At 52.9% G+C, this 19,348-nt stretch carries 17 protein-coding genes, 6 tRNA genes, 2 other RNA genes and 2 pseudogenes; 11 read left to right on the top strand and 16 right to left on the bottom strand.

Features of this window, described 5'->3' with window-relative positions; translation table 11 throughout:
- Position 1: 1 nt before the first annotated feature.
- Positions 2 to 220: a DUF3820 family protein gene (locus ACLW56_RS06230; RefSeq protein ID WP_330982931.1), complete on the top strand. Its 219-nt coding sequence runs from the start codon at positions 2 to 4 to the stop codon at positions 218 to 220.
- Here ACLW56_RS06230 and ACLW56_RS06225 read toward each other — a convergent pair.
- Positions 217 to 1,215, bottom strand: coding sequence for a bile acid:sodium symporter family protein (locus ACLW56_RS06225; protein ID WP_330982930.1), 999 nt, complete (start codon positions 1,213 to 1,215; stop codon positions 217 to 219). The genes ACLW56_RS06230 and ACLW56_RS06225 overlap by 4 nt on opposite strands.
- 89 nt (positions 1,216 to 1,304) lie before the next feature.
- Here ACLW56_RS06225 and ACLW56_RS06220 point away from each other — a divergent pair.
- Positions 1,305 to 1,379, top strand: a pseudogene (locus tag ACLW56_RS06220) (hypothetical protein); the annotation flags it as partial.
- A gap of 108 nt (positions 1,380 to 1,487) precedes the next feature.
- Here the strand turns inward: ACLW56_RS06220 and ACLW56_RS06215 are convergent.
- The 7 genes from ACLW56_RS06215 to ACLW56_RS06185 form a co-directional block, all read right to left on the bottom strand.
- The gene (locus tag ACLW56_RS06215; RefSeq protein WP_330982929.1) at positions 1,488 to 1,832 is read right to left on the bottom strand and encodes a FlxA-like family protein; all 345 of its coding nucleotides are present in this window, start codon (positions 1,830 to 1,832) and stop codon (positions 1,488 to 1,490) included.
- Between the two features lie 89 nt (positions 1,833 to 1,921).
- Positions 1,922 to 2,058, bottom strand: a non-coding RNA gene (locus tag ACLW56_RS06210) — RtT sRNA.
- Positions 2,059 to 2,091: 33 nt separating this feature from the next.
- A non-coding RNA gene (locus ACLW56_RS06205) (RtT sRNA) lies at positions 2,092 to 2,228 on the bottom strand.
- 31 nt (positions 2,229 to 2,259) lie between these two features.
- A tRNA-Lys gene (locus ACLW56_RS06200) sits at positions 2,260 to 2,335 on the bottom strand.
- A gap of 4 nt (positions 2,336 to 2,339) precedes the next feature.
- Positions 2,340 to 2,415 (bottom strand) — tRNA-Val (locus ACLW56_RS06195).
- A gap of 52 nt (positions 2,416 to 2,467) precedes the next feature.
- Positions 2,468 to 2,543 (bottom strand) — tRNA-Val (locus ACLW56_RS06190).
- A 44-nt stretch (positions 2,544 to 2,587) separates the two neighbouring features.
- Positions 2,588 to 2,663 (bottom strand) — tRNA-Val (locus ACLW56_RS06185).
- A gap of 258 nt (positions 2,664 to 2,921) precedes the next feature.
- Here ACLW56_RS06185 and gltX point away from each other — a divergent pair.
- Positions 2,922 to 4,337: a glutamate--tRNA ligase gene (gene gltX / locus ACLW56_RS06180; RefSeq protein ID WP_330982928.1), complete on the top strand. Its 1,416-nt coding sequence runs from the start codon at positions 2,922 to 2,924 to the stop codon at positions 4,335 to 4,337.
- 210 nt (positions 4,338 to 4,547) lie between these two features.
- Here the strand turns inward: gltX and ACLW56_RS06175 are convergent, their stop codons facing one another.
- Entirely contained in the window at positions 4,548 to 4,943 is a 396-nt protein-coding gene (locus tag ACLW56_RS06175) for a YfeC-like transcriptional regulator (RefSeq protein ID WP_330982927.1), read from the bottom strand.
- Entirely contained in the window at positions 4,940 to 5,293 is a 354-nt protein-coding gene (locus tag ACLW56_RS06170; RefSeq protein ID WP_330982926.1) for a YfeC-like transcriptional regulator, read from the bottom strand. The genes ACLW56_RS06175 and ACLW56_RS06170 overlap by 4 nt, the downstream gene beginning before the upstream one ends.
- A 218-nt stretch (positions 5,294 to 5,511) precedes the next feature.
- Here ACLW56_RS06170 and ACLW56_RS06165 point away from each other — a divergent pair.
- From ACLW56_RS06165 to ACLW56_RS06155, 3 genes are all read left to right on the top strand, one after another.
- A tRNA-Ala gene (locus ACLW56_RS06165) sits at positions 5,512 to 5,587 on the top strand.
- A 41-nt stretch (positions 5,588 to 5,628) separates the two neighbouring features.
- Positions 5,629 to 5,704, top strand: a tRNA-Ala gene (locus tag ACLW56_RS06160).
- Between the two features lie 223 nt (positions 5,705 to 5,927).
- On the top strand, positions 5,928 to 8,108 hold the full coding sequence (locus ACLW56_RS06155; protein ID WP_330982925.1) for an EAL domain-containing protein: 2,181 nt from the start codon (positions 5,928 to 5,930) through the stop codon (positions 8,106 to 8,108).
- 46 nt (positions 8,109 to 8,154) lie between these two features.
- Here ACLW56_RS06155 and ACLW56_RS06150 read toward each other — a convergent pair whose 3' ends face one another.
- On the bottom strand, positions 8,155 to 9,357 hold the full coding sequence (locus ACLW56_RS06150) for a NupC/NupG family nucleoside CNT transporter (RefSeq protein WP_330982924.1): 1,203 nt from the start codon (positions 9,355 to 9,357) through the stop codon (positions 8,155 to 8,157).
- 345 nt (positions 9,358 to 9,702) lie between these two features.
- Between ACLW56_RS06150 and ACLW56_RS06145 the strand changes: the two genes are divergently transcribed.
- The gene (locus ACLW56_RS06145; protein WP_330982923.1) at positions 9,703 to 10,941 is read left to right on the top strand and encodes an Nramp family divalent metal transporter; all 1,239 of its coding nucleotides are present in this window, start codon (positions 9,703 to 9,705) and stop codon (positions 10,939 to 10,941) included.
- Positions 10,942 to 11,059: 118 nt separating this feature from the next.
- Here ACLW56_RS06145 and ACLW56_RS06140 read toward each other — a convergent pair whose 3' ends face one another.
- Positions 11,060 to 11,410, bottom strand: coding sequence for a DUF2502 domain-containing protein (locus ACLW56_RS06140; RefSeq protein WP_330982922.1), 351 nt, complete (start codon positions 11,408 to 11,410; stop codon positions 11,060 to 11,062).
- 123 nt (positions 11,411 to 11,533) lie between these two features.
- The gene (gene mgrA, locus ACLW56_RS06135; RefSeq protein WP_330982921.1) at positions 11,534 to 12,532 is read right to left on the bottom strand and encodes an L-glyceraldehyde 3-phosphate reductase; all 999 of its coding nucleotides are present in this window, start codon (positions 12,530 to 12,532) and stop codon (positions 11,534 to 11,536) included.
- Positions 12,533 to 12,705: 173 nt separating this feature from the next.
- Here mgrA and ACLW56_RS06130 point away from each other — a divergent pair, with 173 nt between their 5' ends.
- Positions 12,706 to 14,367, top strand: coding sequence for an alpha-keto acid decarboxylase family protein (locus ACLW56_RS06130; RefSeq protein WP_330982920.1), 1,662 nt, complete (start codon positions 12,706 to 12,708; stop codon positions 14,365 to 14,367).
- Here ACLW56_RS06130 and ACLW56_RS06125 read toward each other — a convergent pair.
- Positions 14,361 to 15,593, bottom strand: a complete 1,233-nt coding sequence (locus ACLW56_RS06125) for an ion channel protein (RefSeq protein WP_330982919.1) — start codon at positions 15,591 to 15,593, stop codon at positions 14,361 to 14,363. The genes ACLW56_RS06130 and ACLW56_RS06125 overlap by 7 nt on opposite strands.
- Before the next feature lie 204 nt (positions 15,594 to 15,797).
- Here ACLW56_RS06125 and glk point away from each other — a divergent pair, with 204 nt between their 5' ends.
- The 3 genes from glk to alaC all read left to right on the top strand — a co-directional run bounded on the left by glk (position 15,798) and on the right by alaC (position 18,485).
- Positions 15,798 to 16,763 (top strand): glucokinase, encoded by a 966-nt coding sequence (glk, locus tag ACLW56_RS06120; RefSeq protein ID WP_330982918.1) that lies wholly within the window; start codon positions 15,798 to 15,800, stop codon positions 16,761 to 16,763.
- 55 nt (positions 16,764 to 16,818) lie between these two features.
- Positions 16,819 to 16,941 carry a hypothetical protein gene (locus tag ACLW56_RS06115; protein ID WP_330982917.1) on the top strand — a complete coding sequence of 41 codons (123 nt, stop codon included), beginning with the start codon at positions 16,819 to 16,821 and terminating at the stop codon, positions 16,939 to 16,941.
- 305 nt (positions 16,942 to 17,246) lie between these two features.
- Entirely contained in the window at positions 17,247 to 18,485 is a 1,239-nt protein-coding gene (alaC, locus tag ACLW56_RS06110) for an alanine transaminase (RefSeq protein ID WP_330982916.1), read from the top strand.
- Between the two features lie 234 nt (positions 18,486 to 18,719).
- On the opposite strand, the gene ypdK is transcribed toward alaC, so the two are convergent.
- Complete coding sequence (ypdK, locus tag ACLW56_RS06105; RefSeq protein ID WP_077777854.1) at positions 18,720 to 18,791, bottom strand: membrane protein YpdK; 72 nt, start codon at positions 18,789 to 18,791, stop codon at positions 18,720 to 18,722.
- A 292-nt stretch (positions 18,792 to 19,083) separates the two neighbouring features.
- Positions 19,084 to 19,348, bottom strand: a pseudogene (locus tag ACLW56_RS06100) (hypothetical protein); the annotation flags it as partial.

Below are 19,348 nucleotides of genomic sequence, written 5' to 3'. Positions count from 1 at the left end.
TGTGGAAAAAGAGCAACTGATTGAGATTGCTAACACCGAAATGCCCTTCGGCAAATACAAAGGCAGAATGCTGATTGATTTGCCGGAAGAGTATCTGCTGTGGTTCGCCCGCAAGGATGAATTTCCTGCCGGACGACTGGGCGAACTGATGGCGATTGCGTTGCTGATTAAAACCGAAGGGCTGACGCATCTGGTTCAGCCCCTCAAACGCCAGCGTTAGGATTTCGCCTCATTGGCGGCATTTTTAGCCTGTAGCTCGTCTGCCTGACGTTTATAGCGACGAGCCAGCACGGCGCAGACCATCAACTGAATCTGATGGAAAATCATTAGCGGCAATACCATCATGCCGATCATGGCGGTAGGGAAGAGAATATTGGCCATCGGAATGCCGTTGGCCAGGCTCTTTTTCGACCCGCAGAACACAATCGTAATTTCATCTGCTTTATTGAAGTCGCATTTGCGCGCCACCACGGTATTCACCACGATAACAATCGCCAACAGCACAATACTCACCACCACAATAAACAGCAGCGAACCCACGCCGACTTTATGCCAGATGCCGTTGACCACCGCTTCACTGAAGGCGGAGTACACCACTAACAGAATCGACGTCTGGTCAGTTTTGGAAATCCATTTCTTATTGCGAGCGACCCATGCGCCAGTCCAGGGGCGGGAGAGATGACCCAGCACGAAGGGCAGTAACAGTTGCAGCATAATCTTGCCGACCTGCTCCAGACTGCCTTCCGCGCCGTGAAGGTTCATCAGCAGGCCAACCAGCAAGGGAGAAACAAATATCCCAAGCAGGCTTGAAGCCGAAGCTGAACACACTGCGGCCGCGACGTTTCCGCCCGCCATGGACGTAAAGGCGATAGCGGACTGAACGGTTGCTGGCAGGATGCAGAGATACAGGAAACCGTTATACAGCGCGGGATCGACATCGACGGGTGCCCAGCGGGCGAAGAGCACGCCTAACACCGGGAACAGCACGAAGGTGCTGCACATCACCCACAGGTGTAAACGCCAGTGACTGCCGCCCGCGATGATGGCTTCACGCGAGAGCTTTGCACCATGCATAAAGAACAGCAACGCGATGGCGGCGGTGGTTAACCCTTCGAAAAACGGCACGAATCCCCCGCGAGCGGGAAAGAGAGAAGCCAGCAAAACGGTGCAGATCAGCGTCAACGTAAAAGGGTCAAGAATACGAAAAAGTTTCATAAACGCTCCTGAAAGTGAATGACGCTATTGTGCTTTTTTCACTTTGAGAAATAAAATTGATTTATTGCATCCATTGATGAATAAAACAGATGAATTATTCTCTGCGTCAACTGAAGGTCTTTATTACCGTCGCTCAGGCCAGAAGCTTTAGCCGGGCAGGGGAAAGCAGGCGCTGTAGAGGGGGCCAGGCCCGTTTTGCAGGATTATGTCTCCGGAAGCCGCCCGCTGATTGATGCTGCACTGACGGCTGCCCGAATGCACGATCCATTGTATCAGACGTAAATATCTATTTGGTGATCGTCAGAGGGATTGTTCACGCCAGTAACCTGTGTGACTGGTTGCTGTTGTGCCATCTCTTTCTCCGCTTGCTGGCGCTGAAGCTGGGCCAGTTGCGCTTCGAGCATAGTGATTTGTTCCTGAATCAGCTCGGCCTGTTTTTGTTTTTCATCCGCATCACCGGCGCCGTCGGCAATGGTTTTCAGTTGTTGAGTCAGTTTGGTGATTTGCTGCGTGATACGAGTGATTTGCGAAGAGGTGTCGTTACCCTGCGGTGAGGCATTGACGGTTGTCGTTTGAAGACCAGGGGCAGACGAAGAGGGCATTGAGATGGCGGCCATCATTCACTCCTTTTAAAGGGGAAAATGGAGTTATCGGCAATTAGCGGTAAAGGCTTGAGGGAAAGTTAGAGGGGAACAGTTGGTCGATGTGATAAGTCGTGCAGGATATCACTCGTCTCATCCTGAGACTCACCCTTCGGGTCACCGCAAGCGGTGATGCAAAATTGTTCCCGACAATTTTGTCGAACCTGCAGCAGGTTCTCATCCTGCACGAATCGGATATAGCAAAAAGGCGCCGATAGGCGCTTTTGTCTAAATTTGGTGGGTCGTGCAGGATATCACTCGTCTCATCCTGAGACTCGCCCTGCGGGTCACCGCAAGCGGTGATGCAAAATTGTTCCCGACAATTTTGTCGAACCTGCGGCAGGTTCTCATCCAGCACGAATCGGACATAGCAAAAAGGCGCCTTTAGGGCGCCTTTCTACATTGGTGGGTCGTGCAGGATTCGAACCTGCGACCAATTGATTAAAAGTCAACTGCTCTACCAACTGAGCTAACGACCCGAAGTGGTGGGTGATGACGGGATCGAACCGCCGACCCCCTCCTTGTAAGGGAGGTGCTCTCCCAGCTGAGCTAATCACCCACTTCGGTACTTCACAATTCACTTACAGTAAGAAATCCAGCTGGCGAGAAAGTGGTGGGTGATGACGGGATCGAACCGCCGACCCCCTCCTTGTAAGGGAGGTGCTCTCCCAGCTGAGCTAATCACCCACTTCTCAATTTCTTACTTTACACGGCGGAGACTACCTGAGTAGTGGTGGGTGATGACGGGATCGAACCGCCGACCCCCTCCTTGTAAGGGAGGTGCTCTCCCAGCTGAGCTAATCACCCCCGCTGTGTGGAGTCGCATTATAGGGAGAGTTGAAAATGAGTCAACGCCTTTTCCAAAGATTTTGTTTGTTCGTCGTAAAATTAAACAAAACGATCGCAAATCACACCATTGCGCATGATTTATAAACAAAATCGGCTAAGCGCAGCGTTTCGCAGGGAACAACATTGAGGATTCAGATGGGAGTGATAGAATATTGCCCACTGTTTTTTCCCTGGATTTGCCGGTGGTCGGCATCTTTCCAAACGTAAGGCCATTTCATGAAAATCAAAACTCGCTTCGCGCCAAGCCCGACAGGCTATCTGCACGTCGGCGGTGCTCGTACAGCTCTCTATTCCTGGCTTTTTGCACGTCACCACGACGGTGAGTTTGTGCTGCGTATTGAAGACACCGATCTTGAGCGTTCTACGCCGGAAGCTATCGAAGCCATTATGGACGGGATGAACTGGCTGAGCCTGGAGTGGGATGAAGGCCCTTATTTCCAGACCAAACGTTTTGATCGCTATAACGCTGTTATCGACGACATGCTGGTCGCGGGGACGGCGTATAAATGCTATTGCTCCAAAGAACGCCTGGATGCGCTGCGCGAAGAGCAGATGGCTAACAATGAAAAGCCACGTTATGACGGCCGCTGCCGCCACGATCACATCGAGCACGCTGCTGATGAACCTTGCGTGGTGCGTTTTGCTAACCCGCAAGACGGTTCCGTGATTTTCGACGACCAGATTCGTGGCCCGATCGAGTTCAGCAACCAGGAACTCGACGATCTGATCATCCGCCGTACTGATGGTTCCCCAACCTATAACTTCTGTGTTGTCGTGGATGACTGGGATATGGAAATCACTCACGTTATCCGCGGTGAAGACCATATCAACAACACCCCGCGTCAGATTAACATTCTGAAAGCGCTGAACGCGCCAGTGCCGGTTTATGCTCACGTTTCCATGATTAACGGCGACGATGGTAAAAAACTCTCCAAACGTCACGGTGCGGTGAGCGTCATGCAGTATCGTGATGATGGCTATCTGCCGGAAGCGCTGCTGAACTATCTGGTGCGTCTGGGCTGGTCCAGCGGTGACCAGGAGATTTTCTCTCGTGAAGAGATGATCAAGCTGTTCTCACTGGGGGCGGTAAGCAAATCTGCCAGTGCTTTCAATACCGAGAAATTGCAGTGGCTGAACCACCACTACATCAACTCCATGGCACCGGAGTATGTGGCTACTCATCTGCAATGGCATATCGAGCAGGAAAAAATCGACACCCGCAACGGCCCTGAGCTGGCTGAACTGGTGAAACTGCTGGGCGAGCGTTGCAAAACATTGAAAGAGATGGCGGCAAGCTGCCGTTATTTCTATGAAGAGTTTGACGAGTTTGATGCCGACGCGGCGAAAAAACACCTGCGTCCTGTCGCTCGTCAACCGCTGGAAGGGGTGCGTGATAAGCTGGATGCCATCACTGACTGGACGGCAGAAGACGTCCATCACGCAATTCAGGCAACGGCTGATGAGCTGGAAGTGGGCATGGGCAAAGTGGGCATGCCACTGCGCGTAGCGGTGACCGGCGCAGGCCAGTCTCCTGCCCTGGATGTTACCGTACACGCGATTGGTAAAAGCCGCAGCGTAGCGCGTATCAACAAAGCACTGGCGTTCATTGCTGAACGTGAAAATCAGCAATAATTAAGCTTCAATGAGAAACGGCAGGTTTTTCACCTGCCGCTGAGACTGATGACAAACTTCCAACGAATGAAGATTTGTCATAGGTCACTGAATAAAAAATAAGGAAAATCAATTTATTGATTTTCGGCTGCTAACCACAAAGAAGGAAAAACCACGCTTTTTCCTTCTTTGTCAGCAATCTAAACGGCAGGTTTTTCACCTGCCGTTTTTTTACTCGCTCTCGTCTGCTATCTGCAAACGTTCCAGTAATTCACTCAATCCTTCCCGCACTAACACCTTATGCAGACGTTCTTTCTCCGTCGGCGACATCATCACCATAATGCCAAAAATCTGCTGCCAGACAGGGTCTTTATCCTGCTCGTGATAAGGATGAGGGGATTCCGCTACGCGTAATGAAAGCGAGAGATGCCGGAGTTTAGGGGTTGAGGCCAGAAACTCTCTGACATCTGGCGTGATATGAATCAACCTCGCCCTTCCGCCTTTTACGCCTGGCACCGGTTCGGTTATCCAGTTTTGCTCGCGGATCCAGCGATTGATCGTTTGGTTGGCCATGCCAACGCAGCGCGCGAGCTCCTGCGTGGTCATTTTGCTATGGAGTATATTCATTGCGGCTCTTGCATACGAATGCCCAGACGAAGCAACAAACCAGTGATCCCTTCACGAAGCAACAGGCTGGTGAGCTGCTTTTGTTCGCTGTGTGACATCTCTTTTGCCAGTGACAGCAGCAAAGCATCGAAACTGTCTTCTGTCGGGTTTGGAACATCTGCCGCGCGTTGCGCGCTGTGAATAAAGTCACGAACCTGTTCATTGACATGCACCAGGCGGGCTTTCCCCCCCTGTACACCGGGACGAGGTGATGTTTTCCATCCCTCTTTACGCACCCATTTGTTGATAGTTTGGCGGCTATAACCGGTCAGATGGGCGAGTTCCTCCGGCGTCATTCGTTCCTTGATCATGCTATTTCCTGAGTGCCTGTGTGGACTTAGTGGTTCATCTTATAGCATCCTTTTAGTTGAAAACGTGACGGGTTTAACTCATGAATGCGAGAAACCTCGCAATGTCATTCAGTTGCATGCTTTTTCATCGATTGAAAGAGGGGGGACTATTTTGCCGTTGACACCTGGCAAGGGAATTCATATTATGCCGCCCGTCAACACGACACGTTTTACGTTACGGGGCTATAGCTCAGCTGGGAGAGCGCTTGCATGGCATGCAAGAGGTCAGCGGTTCGATCCCGCTTAGCTCCACCAAATTCTGCACCCATCAGAGTTTGGAACGTAAACAACATTGTGGGGCTATAGCTCAGCTGGGAGAGCGCTTGCATGGCATGCAAGAGGTCAGCGGTTCGATCCCGCTTAGCTCCACCAACATTCAAACCCTCGCCTCGGCGGGGGTTTTTGCTTTTTAGCCTTCCCGTTTCGTCAGAAATCCGCGAAGAATGTCAGTTGAATAATGTCAGTTAATGTAGGGCCGTGAAAAACCCCAGTAAGAATAGGATTTTTCGCTCCACCTTTACTTGCTTCGCGCGATTAAAAAACATACTATTCCGCCGTTGCAGTCCTGTGCCAGCCGGAATATTGCTCTGATAAAATGAAGTTAACACGCCCTCCCGCAGTGAAAAAATTTGTGCTGGCGCTGAGCCTTAGCCTGTTTGCTATTCCGATTGCACGCTTCCTTTCTCCCGTCACGCAAATTGACGGTCACGCGATTTATCTCGCCTGGCTGCCGATAAGCGTCATGCTGTCGATGCTCTTGCTGTTCGGGCGCCATGCCATTCTTGCGCTGATCGTCGGCTTCGCGCTGACCAATGCCTGGCTGCTCCCGCTGCCGTGGCTTCAGGGCGGTGTGCTGTTATTTTGTCAGCTCTTTGCGGTGTTTGTTTCCTGCGGCATTCTGCGCTGGATGCTGGGCAAGCGCTGGCGGTTTGGATTGCCTAATCAGAATATGGGCGTGCGTATTTTTTGGGGGGGCTTTTTCGCGCCGTTTGCGCTGAAAGGCACGATGTATCTTGCCGGGCGTTTTTTTGATTTCCCGCTGTCAGTGGCAGGCTTTTTTGTTTCTTCCTCTGTGATTTACAGCATTGTCGACATTCAGAGCCTGATCTGTTCGGCGCTGATTTTCACCCTGCTGTTTTACTATCCACTACGAATGATCCTCAACCCACGCTATGCCAAAAAGTTCTGGCGGCGGAATATCGCCCCGGCGTTTCGTCACCGGAAGTGGTTGTTCACACTTCCCTGGCTGCTTGGGCTGACGGCATTCCTGTTGATATTGTGCGTGCCGTTTGAATCGCGATACATCGCCGGGTATCTCGTCCCGCTGATCTTCATTCTGTTCTTTGTCGCCATCAACCGCTTCAGCTATCCTCTGATCAGCCTGTTGTGGGGCATCAGTGCGTTTTTCCTTGTGGTGTATAACCGCAATTTCCTGCAGGGCGTGAGCACGGAATATGCGTTCTCCTTTGTGCTGTCGGTGCTTATTTCCTTCACCGTTTGCATGCTTTATATCGCGCAAATCTATGGCCGAAGCGATGCGATAAAGCAGAAACTGCACACACAGGCCAACCAGGACCCGTTGACCGGGCTCCCGAATTTGCGCGCTTTTGAACACTATCTGGCTGAGCATCCGCAAGTCAGTGTGTGCTGCCTGAGAATGGATAATCTGGAATTTTTAAGCCGCCATTACGGCATGATGATGCGAGTGCATTGCAAACGCAGCGTGACCCGCGAACTGCAGCCTTTATTGTGCCAGGGTGAGAAGCTTTTCCAGCTCCCGGGCAGTGAACTGTTGTTAGTGCTGCAGGGCGCAGAAACCGCGGCGAGACTCTCATCGATAGTCGATTTCCTGAACAATCATAGATTCAGCTGGCAAGGCGATTCTCTGGATGTGGAGTTTGGTGCAGCCTGGGGCGTGATTGAAGGCGAGGGGGAAGCTCTGCACCATACGCTCGGGCAGTTGAGTTGGCTGTCGGAACAAGCGTGTGCGGCTCGCCGCGTGCTGGCGCTGGATAACAGTCTGGCGACGGTATCTGACAACACTACCGAACGAGTGATGCAGCTCAGCCGGGTGAAAAAGGCGCTGGCAGAAGGGGGAATTGAGCTCTTTGCTCAGCCGATAGTCAACCAGCTGGGCGAGCGCTACCACGAGATCTTGGCGCGTATGCGTTTTGACGGGCAGTTAGTGACCCCGGATAAATTCATCCCCATTATTGCGCAATTCAACCTGAGCAAACGCTTCGATCTGCTGGTGGTTGAGACCTTATTCAAAGCGATGCAAGCGTTACCCGGCGAGCATTTTTCTGTGAACCTGATGCCGTTCACGCTGATGCAAAAAGAGAGTGCCAACAAGATTATCGATCTCTTCGACCAATACGCCATTTCGCCGAAAAATGTGACTATCGAGATAACCGAGCAGCAGGCGTTTGCGGGGTCTGAAAACAGCGTGCTGAACATTCAGCGTCTGCGGGAATTTGGTTGCCAGATAGCGATTGATGATTTTGGCACGGGCTACGCGAACTACGAGCGGCTGAAGCGCCTTGAGGCGGATATCGTTAAAATCGACGGCAGTTTCGTGCGTAACATCACCACGGACGTGGTGGATGAAATGATCGTCAAATCGATATGCGAACTGGCGAAGGTCAAGAATTTCACTCTGGTAGCAGAGTATGTCGAAACGGAAGCGCAGCGCGAGTTGTTGTACCGGCTCGGGGTGGATTATCTGCAAGGCTATTTGATTGGTATACCTCGCCCGCTCAGTGAGCTGGTAAAATAAAAAAAGCCGGGAGCTATTCACTCCCGGCTTTTCACCTCTGCCTGGCTTACAGAACCAGTGCGGCGATAGACGCTGAAAGCACGCTCACCAGCGTAGAACCGTAGACCAGCTTCAGGCCGAAGCGAGAAACCACGTTGCCTTGTTCTTCGTTCAGACCTTTAATCGCACCGGCGATGATACCGATGGAAGAGAAGTTGGCGAAGGACACCAGGAAGATGGACAGAATGCCTTCTGCGCGCGGGGAAAGCGTGCTGGCGATTTTCTGCAGATCCATCATCGCAACGAATTCGTTGGAGACCATTTTGGTGGCCATGATACTGCCGACCTGCAGCGCTTCAGCGGCAGGAACACCCATCACCCAGGCCACTGGCCAGAAGATGTAGCCCAGAATCCCCTGGAAGGAGATGCTGTGGCCGAACCAGCCGGTCACGGTCGCGAACAGGGCATTCAGGGCCGCGATCAGCGCGATGAAGCCGATCAGCATTGCTGAGACGATAATTGCCACTTTAAAGCCTGCCAGGATGTATTCACCCAGCATTTCAAAGAAGCTCTGACCTTCGTGCAGATTAGACATCTGCAGGTTCTCTTCGCTCTGCTCAACGCGATACGGGTTAATGATGGACAGAACGATAAAGGTGCTGAACATGTTCAGAACCAGCGCCGCAACCACATATTTCGGGTCCAGCATCGTCATGTAAGCACCGACGATAGACATCGACACGGTAGACATCGCCGTCGCCGCCATGGTGTACATGCGGTTGCGGGACATCTTGCCGAGAATATCTTTGTAGGCGATGAAGTTTTCAGACTGACCGAGGATCAGGGAGCTTACCGCGTTGAATGACTCCAGTTTACCCATACCGTTGACTTTGGAGAGCACGGTACCGATAGCACGGATAACAATCGGCAGAATACGGATATGTTGCAGAATACCAATCAGTGCAGAGATGAACACGATAGGGCAAAGCACTTTCAGGAAGAAGAATGCCAGACCTTCATCGTTCATTTTACCGAAGACGAAATTTGTCCCTTCATTGGCGAAACCGAGAAGTTTTTCGAACATCTCGGAGAATCCTTTCACAAATCCGAGGCCGATATCTGAGTTCAGGAAGAACCAGGCCAGCAGGACTTCAATGACAAGTAGTTGAACAACATAGCGAATGCGAATCTGTTTACGGTTATGGCTGACCAGCAACGCCAGAATCGCAACCACCGCAAGCGCGAGGACAAAGTGTAGAACGCGGTCCATATTTGCTCCAAATATGAGGCAGGTTAAGTTTCCGTGCACATTCTATGCAACAAGGTGAAAGAAAACGAGATCTGTGCCGCACTATAGTTAGAACCTGTGAGCAATCTCAAAAAAGGTGATCCATCAGACATTTCCGTTATGTTATGTAAAGGTGTTAAAAGTTATCTTTTTGTACTAGTCTGACTAAGGGGCAACCCGGCGCTCCACCTACCCGCAAACATGGCTGGATACGGCTATCGTTTCTGTCTATCAGAGAAATCATTATCACCTCACCAAATGAACTTGATAATCATTCTCATTTTGATAGCATAAAACATAGCAAAGGCTATATTTCAGAGGCAGAAAATGACAAACAGTCGCGTTGAGAGTAGCAGCAGTCGCGCAGCGCACAAGATGCGACTTGCATTAATGGGGCCTGCGTTCATTGCCGCCATCGGGTATATCGATCCGGGCAATTTTGCCACTAATATTCAGGCAGGAGCCAGCTTTGGCTACCAGCTGCTGTGGGTCGTCGTGTGGGCTAACCTGATGGCGATGCTGATTCAGGTTCTCTCCGCCAAACTCGGCATTGCCACGGGCAAAAACCTGGCAGAGCAAATCCGCGATCACTATCCGCGTCCTCTGGTCTGGTTTTACTGGGTTCAGGCAGAAATCATCGCCATGGCGACGGATTTGGCGGAATTTATTGGCGCCGCGATTGGTTTCAAGCTGATTCTGGGGATTTCGCTCCTTCAGGGTGCTGTACTGACCGGGATTGCCACCTTCCTGATCCTGATGCTGCAACGCCGGGGGCAAAAGCCGCTGGAAAAAGTGATTGGCGGGCTGCTGCTGTTTGTCGCTGCGGCCTATATTGTCGAGCTTGTCTTTTCCCAGCCAGCGCTTGCACCGCTTGCGAAAGGGATGGTGCTGCCTTCTCTACCCAATTCTGAGGCGGTTTTCCTCGCCGCCGGGGTGCTGGGCGCCACCATTATGCCGCACGTTATTTATCTCCATTCTTCGCTGACACAGCATTTGCATGACGGTACGCGGCAGGAACGCTATAACGCGACCCGCTGGGATGTGGCGATTGCTATGACCATTGCGGGTTTTGTGAACCTGGCGATGATGGCAACCGCAGCGGCTGCTTTCCATTTCAACGGTCACACCGGCGTGGCCGATCTTGATGAAGCCTATCTGACGCTTGAACCGCTGCTGAATCACGCGGCGGCGACCATTTTCGGCCTGAGCCTGATTGCCGCCGGTCTTTCCTCCACGGTGGTAGGAACGCTTGCCGGACAGGTGGTGATGCAAGGGTTTATCCGCTTCCACATACCGCTGTGGTTCCGCCGGGTTGTGACCATGCTGCCGTCGTTTATTGTGATTCTGATGGGGCTCGACCCAACGCGTATTCTGGTGATGAGCCAGGTCTTGCTGAGCTTCGGGATTGCGTTGGCGCTGGTGCCGCTGCTGCTGTTCACCAGTGATAAAAAGCTGATGGGTGACCTGGTGAACACGCTATGGGTGAAACGGGCGGGTTGGGCAATCGTGGTGCTGGTGGTCACGCTGAATGGCTGGTTGCTGGTGGGCACGTTATTAGGTTTGTAGGGTAATTGCCCGGCGGCGCTGCGCTTGCACGGGCCTACGATGGCTCGATGCCGTTTGTAGGCCCGGTAAGGCGAAGCCGCCACCGGGCACTCGTCACCGGGCAAAAATCGTTGAGGAATTAATGGCGATGTCCGTGCCCATGATCGCCCCGGCCTGGGCCACGACCCCAGCCGCCGCGGTGATCGTCGCGGTCGTTCCAGCCTTCGCGATAGCCGCGCTCATAGGCTTTGCGTTTATCCCAGCCGCGGTGCCAGCCGTTATCATGGCGATGCCAGCGAGCATCACGCCATTCGTAATTGCGACGCCAGTCATCGTGGTCACGCCAGCGACCGCCGTCCCAGTAGTTACCGTAATTATCCTGATCGCCAATCTGTAATTTCACAGATGGCAGCAGGGTGAGTTCGCCTGCATTCGCCACTAGTGGGGCGCTTGCCAGAAGTATCGCAGCCAGAATCAGTGACCTGAACATTTCTCTCTCCTACGTTCGAAGCCTCGGTGGGCCTGTTAACGCAATCTTACGGGGCGTTACAACCCTGTAAGATTGGAGCAACTCCTAAATAACTGGTCACAGCACTTTTTGCTAAAAATGGTGCTAATTTGCGCTATTCAGAATGACATCAATGGCGGCGCACTCCTGCGGCGTAAACTGGCGTTGTTTGAGCATGCCAACGGCGTCATCAAGTTGCGCTGTTTTGCTGGCACCGATCAGCACCGACGTCACTTTGTCGTCACGCAGAACCCAGGCCAGTGCCATTTGCGACAGCTTTTGCCCACGGCTTAACGCGATGTCATTCAACTGGCGAATTTTCGCGATTTTCGCGTCGGTCAGTTGCTCTGGCTTCAGGAACTGACTGCCGCTGGCGGCACGAGAATCTGCTGGAATGCCATTGAGATAGCGGTCGGTCAACTGCCCGCCTGCCAGAGGTGAAAAGGCAATCGAGCCCACGCCTTGTTCTTGCAGTAGGGTGAGCAGGCCGTCTTCTACCCAGCGTTCAAACATGGAGTATTTTGGTTGATGGATAAGACAAGGCGTGCCGAGATCCTGCAAAATCGCCAGCGCTTCGCGCGCGCGGTCGGCCGGGTAATTGGAAAGCCCGACGTACAGTGCTTTCCCCTGACGTACCACGTGGTCTAGCGCACGCATCGTTTCAATCAGCGGCGTTTCCGGGTCCGGGCGGTGGTGATAGAAAATGTCGACATACTCCAGCCCCATACGTTTCAGGCTTTGATCGAGACTCGCAATGAGATATTTGCGCGAACCCCAATCGCCGTAAGGGCCATCCCACATGGTGTAGCCTGCTTTGCTGGAGATGATCAGCTCATCGCGGTACGGCAGAAGGTCCTCTCGCAAAATACGCCCGAAATTGCTCTCAGCCGAACCTGGCGGTGGGCCATAGTTATTCGCGAGGTCGAAATGAGTCATCCCGAGATCAAAAGCGTGGTGCAGCAGCTGACGGCTGGTTTCCACCAATGTTGCGTCGCCGAAGTTATGCCACAGGCCCAATGAAATGGCCGGGAGCTTCAGTCCACTCTGGCCACAGCGTCGGTATTCCATTGTTTTATAACGCTCTGGGTTTGCCTGATAAACCATTAAAACCTCCAACAGGGGTGAGTGTGTATACGTTTACACTAATCTATGCACTCGCCGACGTATACTCCCCAACGCTGTAAATTCTGCTTTCCACTATGAAATTCTTATGCTTCTGGACAGCCAGCGCGCATCTCTAATACTCAGAATATCTATGCGGCGAAAGGAAGTTGGCTATGCAATCTCAATACACTATTGCTGATTATCTGGTGGATCGTCTTGCCGGATGCGGTATTGACCACATGTTTGGCGTACCGGGGGATTACAACTTACAGTTTCTCGATCATGTCATTAGTCACCCCTCGTTATGTTGGGTCGGGTGCGCAAATGAACTGAATGCCGCCTATGCCGCCGACGGTTATGCCAGAGTCCACGGGGCAGGCGTACTGCTAACGACCTACGGCGTCGGTGAACTCAGCGCGCTTAACGGCGTAGCGGGGAGCTTCGCTGAATATGTGCCTGTTTTACATATTGTGGGAGCGCCAGGAACCGGCAGCCAACAGCGTGGGGAATTGCTGCACCACACATTGGGCGATGGCGAGTTCGATCATTTTTATGAGATGAGCCGGCCCATCAGCGTTGCCCAGGCCAAGCTCACCGCCAGCAATGCCTGTCAGGAAATTGACCGGGTGCTGCGGGAAATGTTAACCGGGCACCGTCCGGCCTACCTGATGCTGCCTGCCGATGTGGCGAAATGCCCGGCCAGCAAGCCTGTAAACGCTCTCACACTTTTGCCTGCGCCAGTTGATGAGGGAGTGCTGCAGGCGTTTTCCGAGGCAGCCAGAGCATTATTGCAACCCGCTAAGCGAGTAGCGATGCTGGCTGATTTTCTGGCTCAACGTTATGGTTTGCAGTCTGACCTCAGAGAGTGGGTCGCCTCTCAGCCCATCGCTTTCGCCACGCTGCTGATGGGCAAAGGACTGCTGGATGAACATCAACAGGGGTTTGTGGGCACTTACAGCGGGGCCGCCAGTGATGAAAGCGCTCGTGCCGCGATTGAAGACGCCGACGTCACGTTATGCATCGGCACGCGTTTCACTGACACCATCACCGCAGGCTTCACACATCACCTGGCGGTGGAAAAAACAATCGAACTTCAACCTTTTTCCGCACGTGTTGGCACCCGCTGGTTTAGCGGGTTACCCATGCAGCAGGCGGTTGAGGTGTTAAAAAGCCTGGGCGAAGCGTTCAGTGGCAACTGGTTGATGCCTGAATCCCGTGCGCGTGTCACGCCTGTGAAAACCAACGGTACGCTGACACAAAGCAGTTTCTGGCAGACGTTCCAGGAGGCGCTACAGCCTGGTGATATTGTGCTTGCCGATCAGGGTACAGCGGCGTTTGGAGCGGCTTCGCTGGTGCTTCCGTCTGATGCCTCACTCCTCGTACAGCCGTTATGGGGATCGATTGGCTATACCTTCCCGGCGGCCTTTGGCGCACAAACCGCAGCGCCTGACAGGCGAGTGGTACTGATGATTGGTGACGGTGCGGCGCAGCTAACTGCGCAAGAGCTTGGGTCGATGCTTCGGGATGGGCAGCGGCCGCTCATTTTGTTGCTCAACAACGAAGGGTATACGGTTGAAAGAGCGATACATGGGCCGGAGCAGCGCTACAACGATATCGCGCTGTGGAACTGGGCGCAGCTTCCACAGGCGCTAAGTCTTGAATGTCAGGCGCAAAGCTGGCGGGTAACGCAAACGGTGCAGCTTCGAGAAGTGCTGGAGCTGGCCTCTCAGCGCCAGCACTTAGCCTTTGTCGAGGTCGTGCTGCCGAAACAGGAAATCCCTGAGCTTCTCAGAGCGGTCACTCAGGCGCTGGAGGCCCGCAACAACACTCAATGAGGCGGCTTCGCCATCATCACCGGTCTGCCCGCCAGCAGCAGCCAGGCGGGCAGCATCACGATGCACAACAACGGGAGCAGCGTGGTGTCTGGCACGACGACGGCGGCCATAAACAGGCTCAGCCAGCCATCACGAGTCACCACCAACACCAGGCCAAGGATGGCGCAGGATACGGTAATCGCCAGCGGGACGGCATCGACATGAGCATGAAGCATCAGCCCAAGTGCGACGGCGACAAACACCGCCGGGAAAATGCGGCCACCACGAAAACCGGCTGAAGTGGCGACCACCAATGCGGCCAGTTTCATCAGCGCGATAAACAGAAAATCGGAGGCGGTGAGCGTCTGACTAAAAGTGATTTGCTGCATTTCGGTCAGCCCTTTAAAGAGCGTAATGTGGCCGCCAATCACCCCGATGATGCCAAGCAGAAAACCGCCCATACCTAAAATCAGCACCGGATGTTGCAGCTTGTGCAATAGCGCGTGCAGGCGTGGCAGGCACCAGACAGCCACCATCCCGACGGCAATCGCAATGGCTGCGACCACCGCGCCGCTGAAAATATCGACCAGCTGCATCTGGTGATAGTGAGCAATCGGCAGCGAGAACTGAGGATGAAAAAACAGGCTGGTGGTCAGTGCACCTGAGGCGGCGGCGAGCAGCGGTGCAAACAGCCGGTCCCACAGCGGCGTATCATCACTGCTGTTGAGCCTGCCTGAGAAAATCAGCGCCGCGGCAACAGGCGTGCCAAACAGAGCGCCAATCGTCCCCGAGGCGGCAAGAATCGTCCAGTCAAGCTTATTCACCCGCGGCAAAATGCGGGAACCCAACGCCACGGCGAGCGCAATATTCACCGACATGATGGGATGCTCAGGGCCGAGACTCACACCGCCCGCCAGGCCCAGAATCAGTGCCAGAATCAGACCCGGCAGCGCAGAAGGTGGGATCGGCGCGCCAATCAGCGGTTCGGCCGACGGGTCCGGGCCCGCGTGACCAGGACTGTAGCGAATCACCAAACCGACCGCGATGCCGGTTGCGGTCAGCATAAACAGAATCCAGCCGCTGGAATCCAGACTAATGCCAAACTGAGTGGGCAGCGTGGTCCATAAGATCTGCTGCAGCAGGTCGGCAAATTTCATCACCACGACCAGAATCAGACTGGAGGCGATACCAATAATCAGGGCGGGAACCGATAACATCAGCATGGTTCTGGCTCGCGGGTGGAGCATAGTGATTTCCTTTTAACGCTTAGCACGCAATACTTTGCCTATTAACCACAAAGCCTTCATTGCAATTGATGCTGAAACGGTAAAGTTATTATGTGACCGGGATCGACAATTCACGGGCGTCGCGGTGTTGGTCATTGTTGTTAGGCCTTCATGAATTTACAGTGTGCCAAAGATTTATTCTGACTTTAGTGGAGCCGTTACAGAATGACAAAGTTTGCATTAACAGGTGATGTCGGTGGGACCAATGCACGACTGGCGCTGTGCGATCTGGTCACCGGTGAAATTTCCGAAGCGAAGACTTACTCCGGGCTGGATTACCCAAGCCTTGAGGCCGTTGTTCGCGTCTATCTCGACGAAAAGAAGGTTGACGTTAAGCAGGGGTGTATTGCCATTGCCTGCCCGATTACCGGCGACTGGGTGGCGATGACCAACCATACCTGGGCATTTTCCATCGAGGAAATGCGAAAAAACTTGGGCTTCACACACCTGGAAATCATCAACGATTTTACCGCCGTGTCGATGGCTATCCCGATGCTGAAAAAAGAGCATCTTATCCAGTTCGGGGGGACAGAGCCGGTTGAAGGAAAACCCATCGCTGTTTACGGCGCGGGCACAGGGCTTGGCGTAGCGCATTTGGTCCACGTTGATAAACGCTGGGTCAGCCTGCCGGGTGAGGGTGGTCATGTTGATTACGCGCCAAACAGTGAAGAAGAAGGGATTATCCTGCAAGAATTGCGAGCCGAGCTGGGGCACGTTTCTGCTGAACGTGTGCTTTCCGGGCCGGGGCTGGTCTATCTCTATCGTGCGATTGTTAAGTCTGACGGGCGTCTGCCGGAGAATCTGCAGCCAAAAGATGTCACCGAACGTGCGCTGGAAGATACCTGCATCGACTGCCGCCGCGCGCTGTCACTGTTCTGTGTGATCCTTGGGCGTTTTGGCGGCAACCTGGCGCTGACGCTCGGCACTTTTGGCGGGGTGTATATCGCCGGTGGCATCGTGCCACGTTTCCTGGAATTCTTTAAAGCTTCTGGTTTCCGTGGCGGCTTTGAGGATAAAGGGCGCTTCAAATCTTATGTGCAGGACATTCCGGTGTTCCTGATTGTGCACGACAATCCTGGTCTTCTTGGTTCCGGGGCGCATCTGCGCCAAACGTTAGGGCAGACTTTGTAAGCTTCGCTTGTCGGTCTGTAACTGAAAAAGGCGCCGTAAGGCGCTTTTTTTACAAGTGCATCCACTGGCGACATTCCTTCACCTTGCTGCGGCTGACCGGCACCTGAAAATCCAGCCAGGCATCAGCCCGACGATAACGCTGGTGGTGAAGCAGGGAGCTATCCCGTCAACGGCATAACAGGGAAAACCACGATTTTAAAAGGGGATTGATATCCTTTTCCTGAATCCTAAGCAGATTAAGCATTTCAGATGAAAATGTTGGTAAATTAAATGATATCAACTTGTTTTTTTATCTGCGCGGAATAATCGAATCAGGGAAACTCTGTTCTTTCCTTTTGGGTCATCATTTCCTCTTTTACCCCGCCAACTATTTTTAATTTCGCCTCTCGACAGCAGGAAAACTTTCGGGTTATTTAGTATTCATGCCACACAAGTGGCAGCGTCGCTCGGACGGTCCGGGCGCTAACGTAATCCGAGGATCCTATGGCTGAGTTCAAACCTGAACGCCGTTTTACCCGTATCGACAGACTTCCCCCTTATGTATTCAATATCACGGCTGAACTGAAGATGGCTGCGCGTCGGCGCGGCGAAGACATTATCGACTTCAGCATGGGTAACCCGGATGGCGCGACCCCACCGCACATTGTGGAAAAACTTTGCACAGTGGCTCAGCGGCCAGATACACACGGCTATTCAACGTCTCGCGGCATTCCTCGTTTACGTCGTGCCATCTCTCGCTGGTATCAGGATCGGTACGATGTGGAGATCGACCCGGAAACAGAAGCGATCGTGTCGATCGGATCGAAAGAGGGGCTGGCGCATCTGATGCTGGCGACTCTCGAACATGGCGATACCGTGCTGGTGCCGAACCCAAGTTATCCCATTCATATCTATGGCGCGGTGATCGCCGGGGCGCAGGTTCGTTCGGTTCCGCTGGTTGAGGGCGTCGATTTCTTCAATGAACTGGAACGCGCGATTCGCGAAAGTTACCCCAAACCGAAAATGATGATCCTCGGTTTCCCGTCTAACCCAACAGCGCAGTGCGTTGAACTCGATTTCTTCGAGAAAGTTGTTGCTCTGGCGAAGCGTTATGGCGTGCTGGTAGTACATGATTTAGCGTATGCCGATATCGTGTATGACGGCTGGAAAGCCCCTTCGATCATGCAGGTGCCCGGCGCTAAAGACGTGGCGGTAGAGTTTTTCACCCTGTCGAAGAGCTACAACATGGCGGGCTGGCGCATCGGCTTTATGGTGGGTAATCCGCAGTTGGTCAACGCGCTGGCACGCATCAAAAGTTATCACGATTACGGGACGTTCACTCCGTTGCAGGTCGCGGCGATTGCTGCCCTGGAAGGCGATCAGCAGTGTGTGCGGGATATTGCAGAGCAGTATAAGCGCCGCCGTGATGTGCTGGTAAAAGGGCTGCATGAAGCGGGCTGGATGGTGGAAATACCAAAAGCATCCATGTATGTCTGGGCGAAAATTCCTGAGCAGTATGCGGCGATGGGCTCGCTGGAATTCGCGAAGAAATTGCTGCAGGACGCGAAAGTTTGCGTATCGCCGGGCATAGGTTTTGGCGATTACGGCGATACTCACGTGCGTTTTGCCCTGATTGAAAACCGGGATCGTATTCGCCAGGCCGTGCGAGGTATCAAAGCGATGTTCCGTGCAGATGGCCTGCTACCGGCGGCGGCAAAGCCGAGCACGGAAGACGCCGAGTAATTTTTGCTACAACAAAAACGCAAACAGGAGCCAATCGGCTCCTGTTTGAGAGTGATGACAAACCTCTAACGAATGAGATCTGTCATAGGGTACCGAATAAAAAACAAGGAAAATCAATTTATTGATTTTCGGCTGATAACCACAAAGAAGGAAAAACCACGCTTTTTCCTTCTTTGTCAGCAGTCTGAAACAGGAGCCAATCGGCTCCTGTTTTTCGTCATACGCAAGCTAGCTCTAAATCATCAGGGCGAAAGTACCGGCCCATACGATGACCATGAAAGAGATGCCCATCAAAAAGTATTTCACGTCTCATCACTCCGCGTAGTCTTGCCACGCCCAAATGAAAAAATATCCTGACTGAGTATAGAGAGCTGACACCGCCTCGAATAAACACGGGGATTTATCCCTTTTTACTCTTCGGCATCACCTCAAAATTCTGTGCTTCAAGCGCTCCAGACGGCGCTAATGTACGCTTAAAAAATGGGGGTGACAAGTAAGATTTTTTTATTAATTTTTAGTTACTTACAACTGTCGTGAAACGGCGACACAATAATTTCGAAGGGGTATAAATCTGTTCCTGGCGACGCACAGAGAAGCATCAAAAAACGAAGTAGTACCCTATTGAAACTATAGGGTTTTTAGTGAAGAGAGAACACTCAGCCCACCAGAGCGGTGAGCTGAGTGAGTCTTTCAGGAAGGACCAGAACTGATATTTGTAAGAGAACAGGAAACGCTTCTCAGCCTCATCCAGATAAGTGTTGTTGTCCTGAAGGTAGGTAAACCCGCTCACCGAATTGTGCTTATCGAACGAATACCCCCAGACCAATACCGCCAAAGTAGCCCTTGTAGCTATCGCCTTTGTC

This window comes from Pantoea sp. sgz302252, assembly GCF_047713085.1.
Classification (GTDB): domain Bacteria; phylum Pseudomonadota; class Gammaproteobacteria; order Enterobacterales; family Enterobacteriaceae; genus Scandinavium.
This window is presented reverse-complemented; position numbering and strand designations above follow the sequence as displayed.

Coding starts and splice junctions, on each gene's coding strand:
- gltX (WP_330982928.1), top strand. CDS start 2,922: ATGAAAATCAAAACTCGCTTCGCGCCAAGCCCGACAGGCTATCTGCAC.
- ACLW56_RS06130 (WP_330982920.1), top strand. CDS start 12,706: ATGCAATCTCAATACACTATTGCTGATTATCTGGTGGATCGTCTTGCC.
- mgrA (WP_330982921.1), bottom strand. CDS start 12,532: ATGGTTTATCAGGCAAACCCAGAGCGTTATAAAACAATGGAATACCGA.
- ACLW56_RS06175 (WP_330982927.1), bottom strand. CDS start 4,943: ATGAATATACTCCATAGCAAAATGACCACGCAGGAGCTCGCGCGCTGC.
- glk (WP_330982918.1), top strand. CDS start 15,798: ATGACAAAGTTTGCATTAACAGGTGATGTCGGTGGGACCAATGCACGA.
- ACLW56_RS06170 (WP_330982926.1), bottom strand. CDS start 5,293: ATGATCAAGGAACGAATGACGCCGGAGGAACTCGCCCATCTGACCGGT.
- ACLW56_RS06145 (WP_330982923.1), top strand. CDS start 9,703: ATGACAAACAGTCGCGTTGAGAGTAGCAGCAGTCGCGCAGCGCACAAG.
- ACLW56_RS06155 (WP_330982925.1), top strand. CDS start 5,928: ATGAAGTTAACACGCCCTCCCGCAGTGAAAAAATTTGTGCTGGCGCTG.
- alaC (WP_330982916.1), top strand. CDS start 17,247: ATGGCTGAGTTCAAACCTGAACGCCGTTTTACCCGTATCGACAGACTT.
- ACLW56_RS06225 (WP_330982930.1), bottom strand. CDS start 1,215: ATGAAACTTTTTCGTATTCTTGACCCTTTTACGTTGACGCTGATCTGC.
- ACLW56_RS06215 (WP_330982929.1), bottom strand. CDS start 1,832: ATGGCCGCCATCTCAATGCCCTCTTCGTCTGCCCCTGGTCTTCAAACG.
- ACLW56_RS06150 (WP_330982924.1), bottom strand. CDS start 9,357: ATGGACCGCGTTCTACACTTTGTCCTCGCGCTTGCGGTGGTTGCGATT.
- ACLW56_RS06125 (WP_330982919.1), bottom strand. CDS start 15,593: ATGCTCCACCCGCGAGCCAGAACCATGCTGATGTTATCGGTTCCCGCC.
- ACLW56_RS06140 (WP_330982922.1), bottom strand. CDS start 11,410: ATGTTCAGGTCACTGATTCTGGCTGCGATACTTCTGGCAAGCGCCCCA.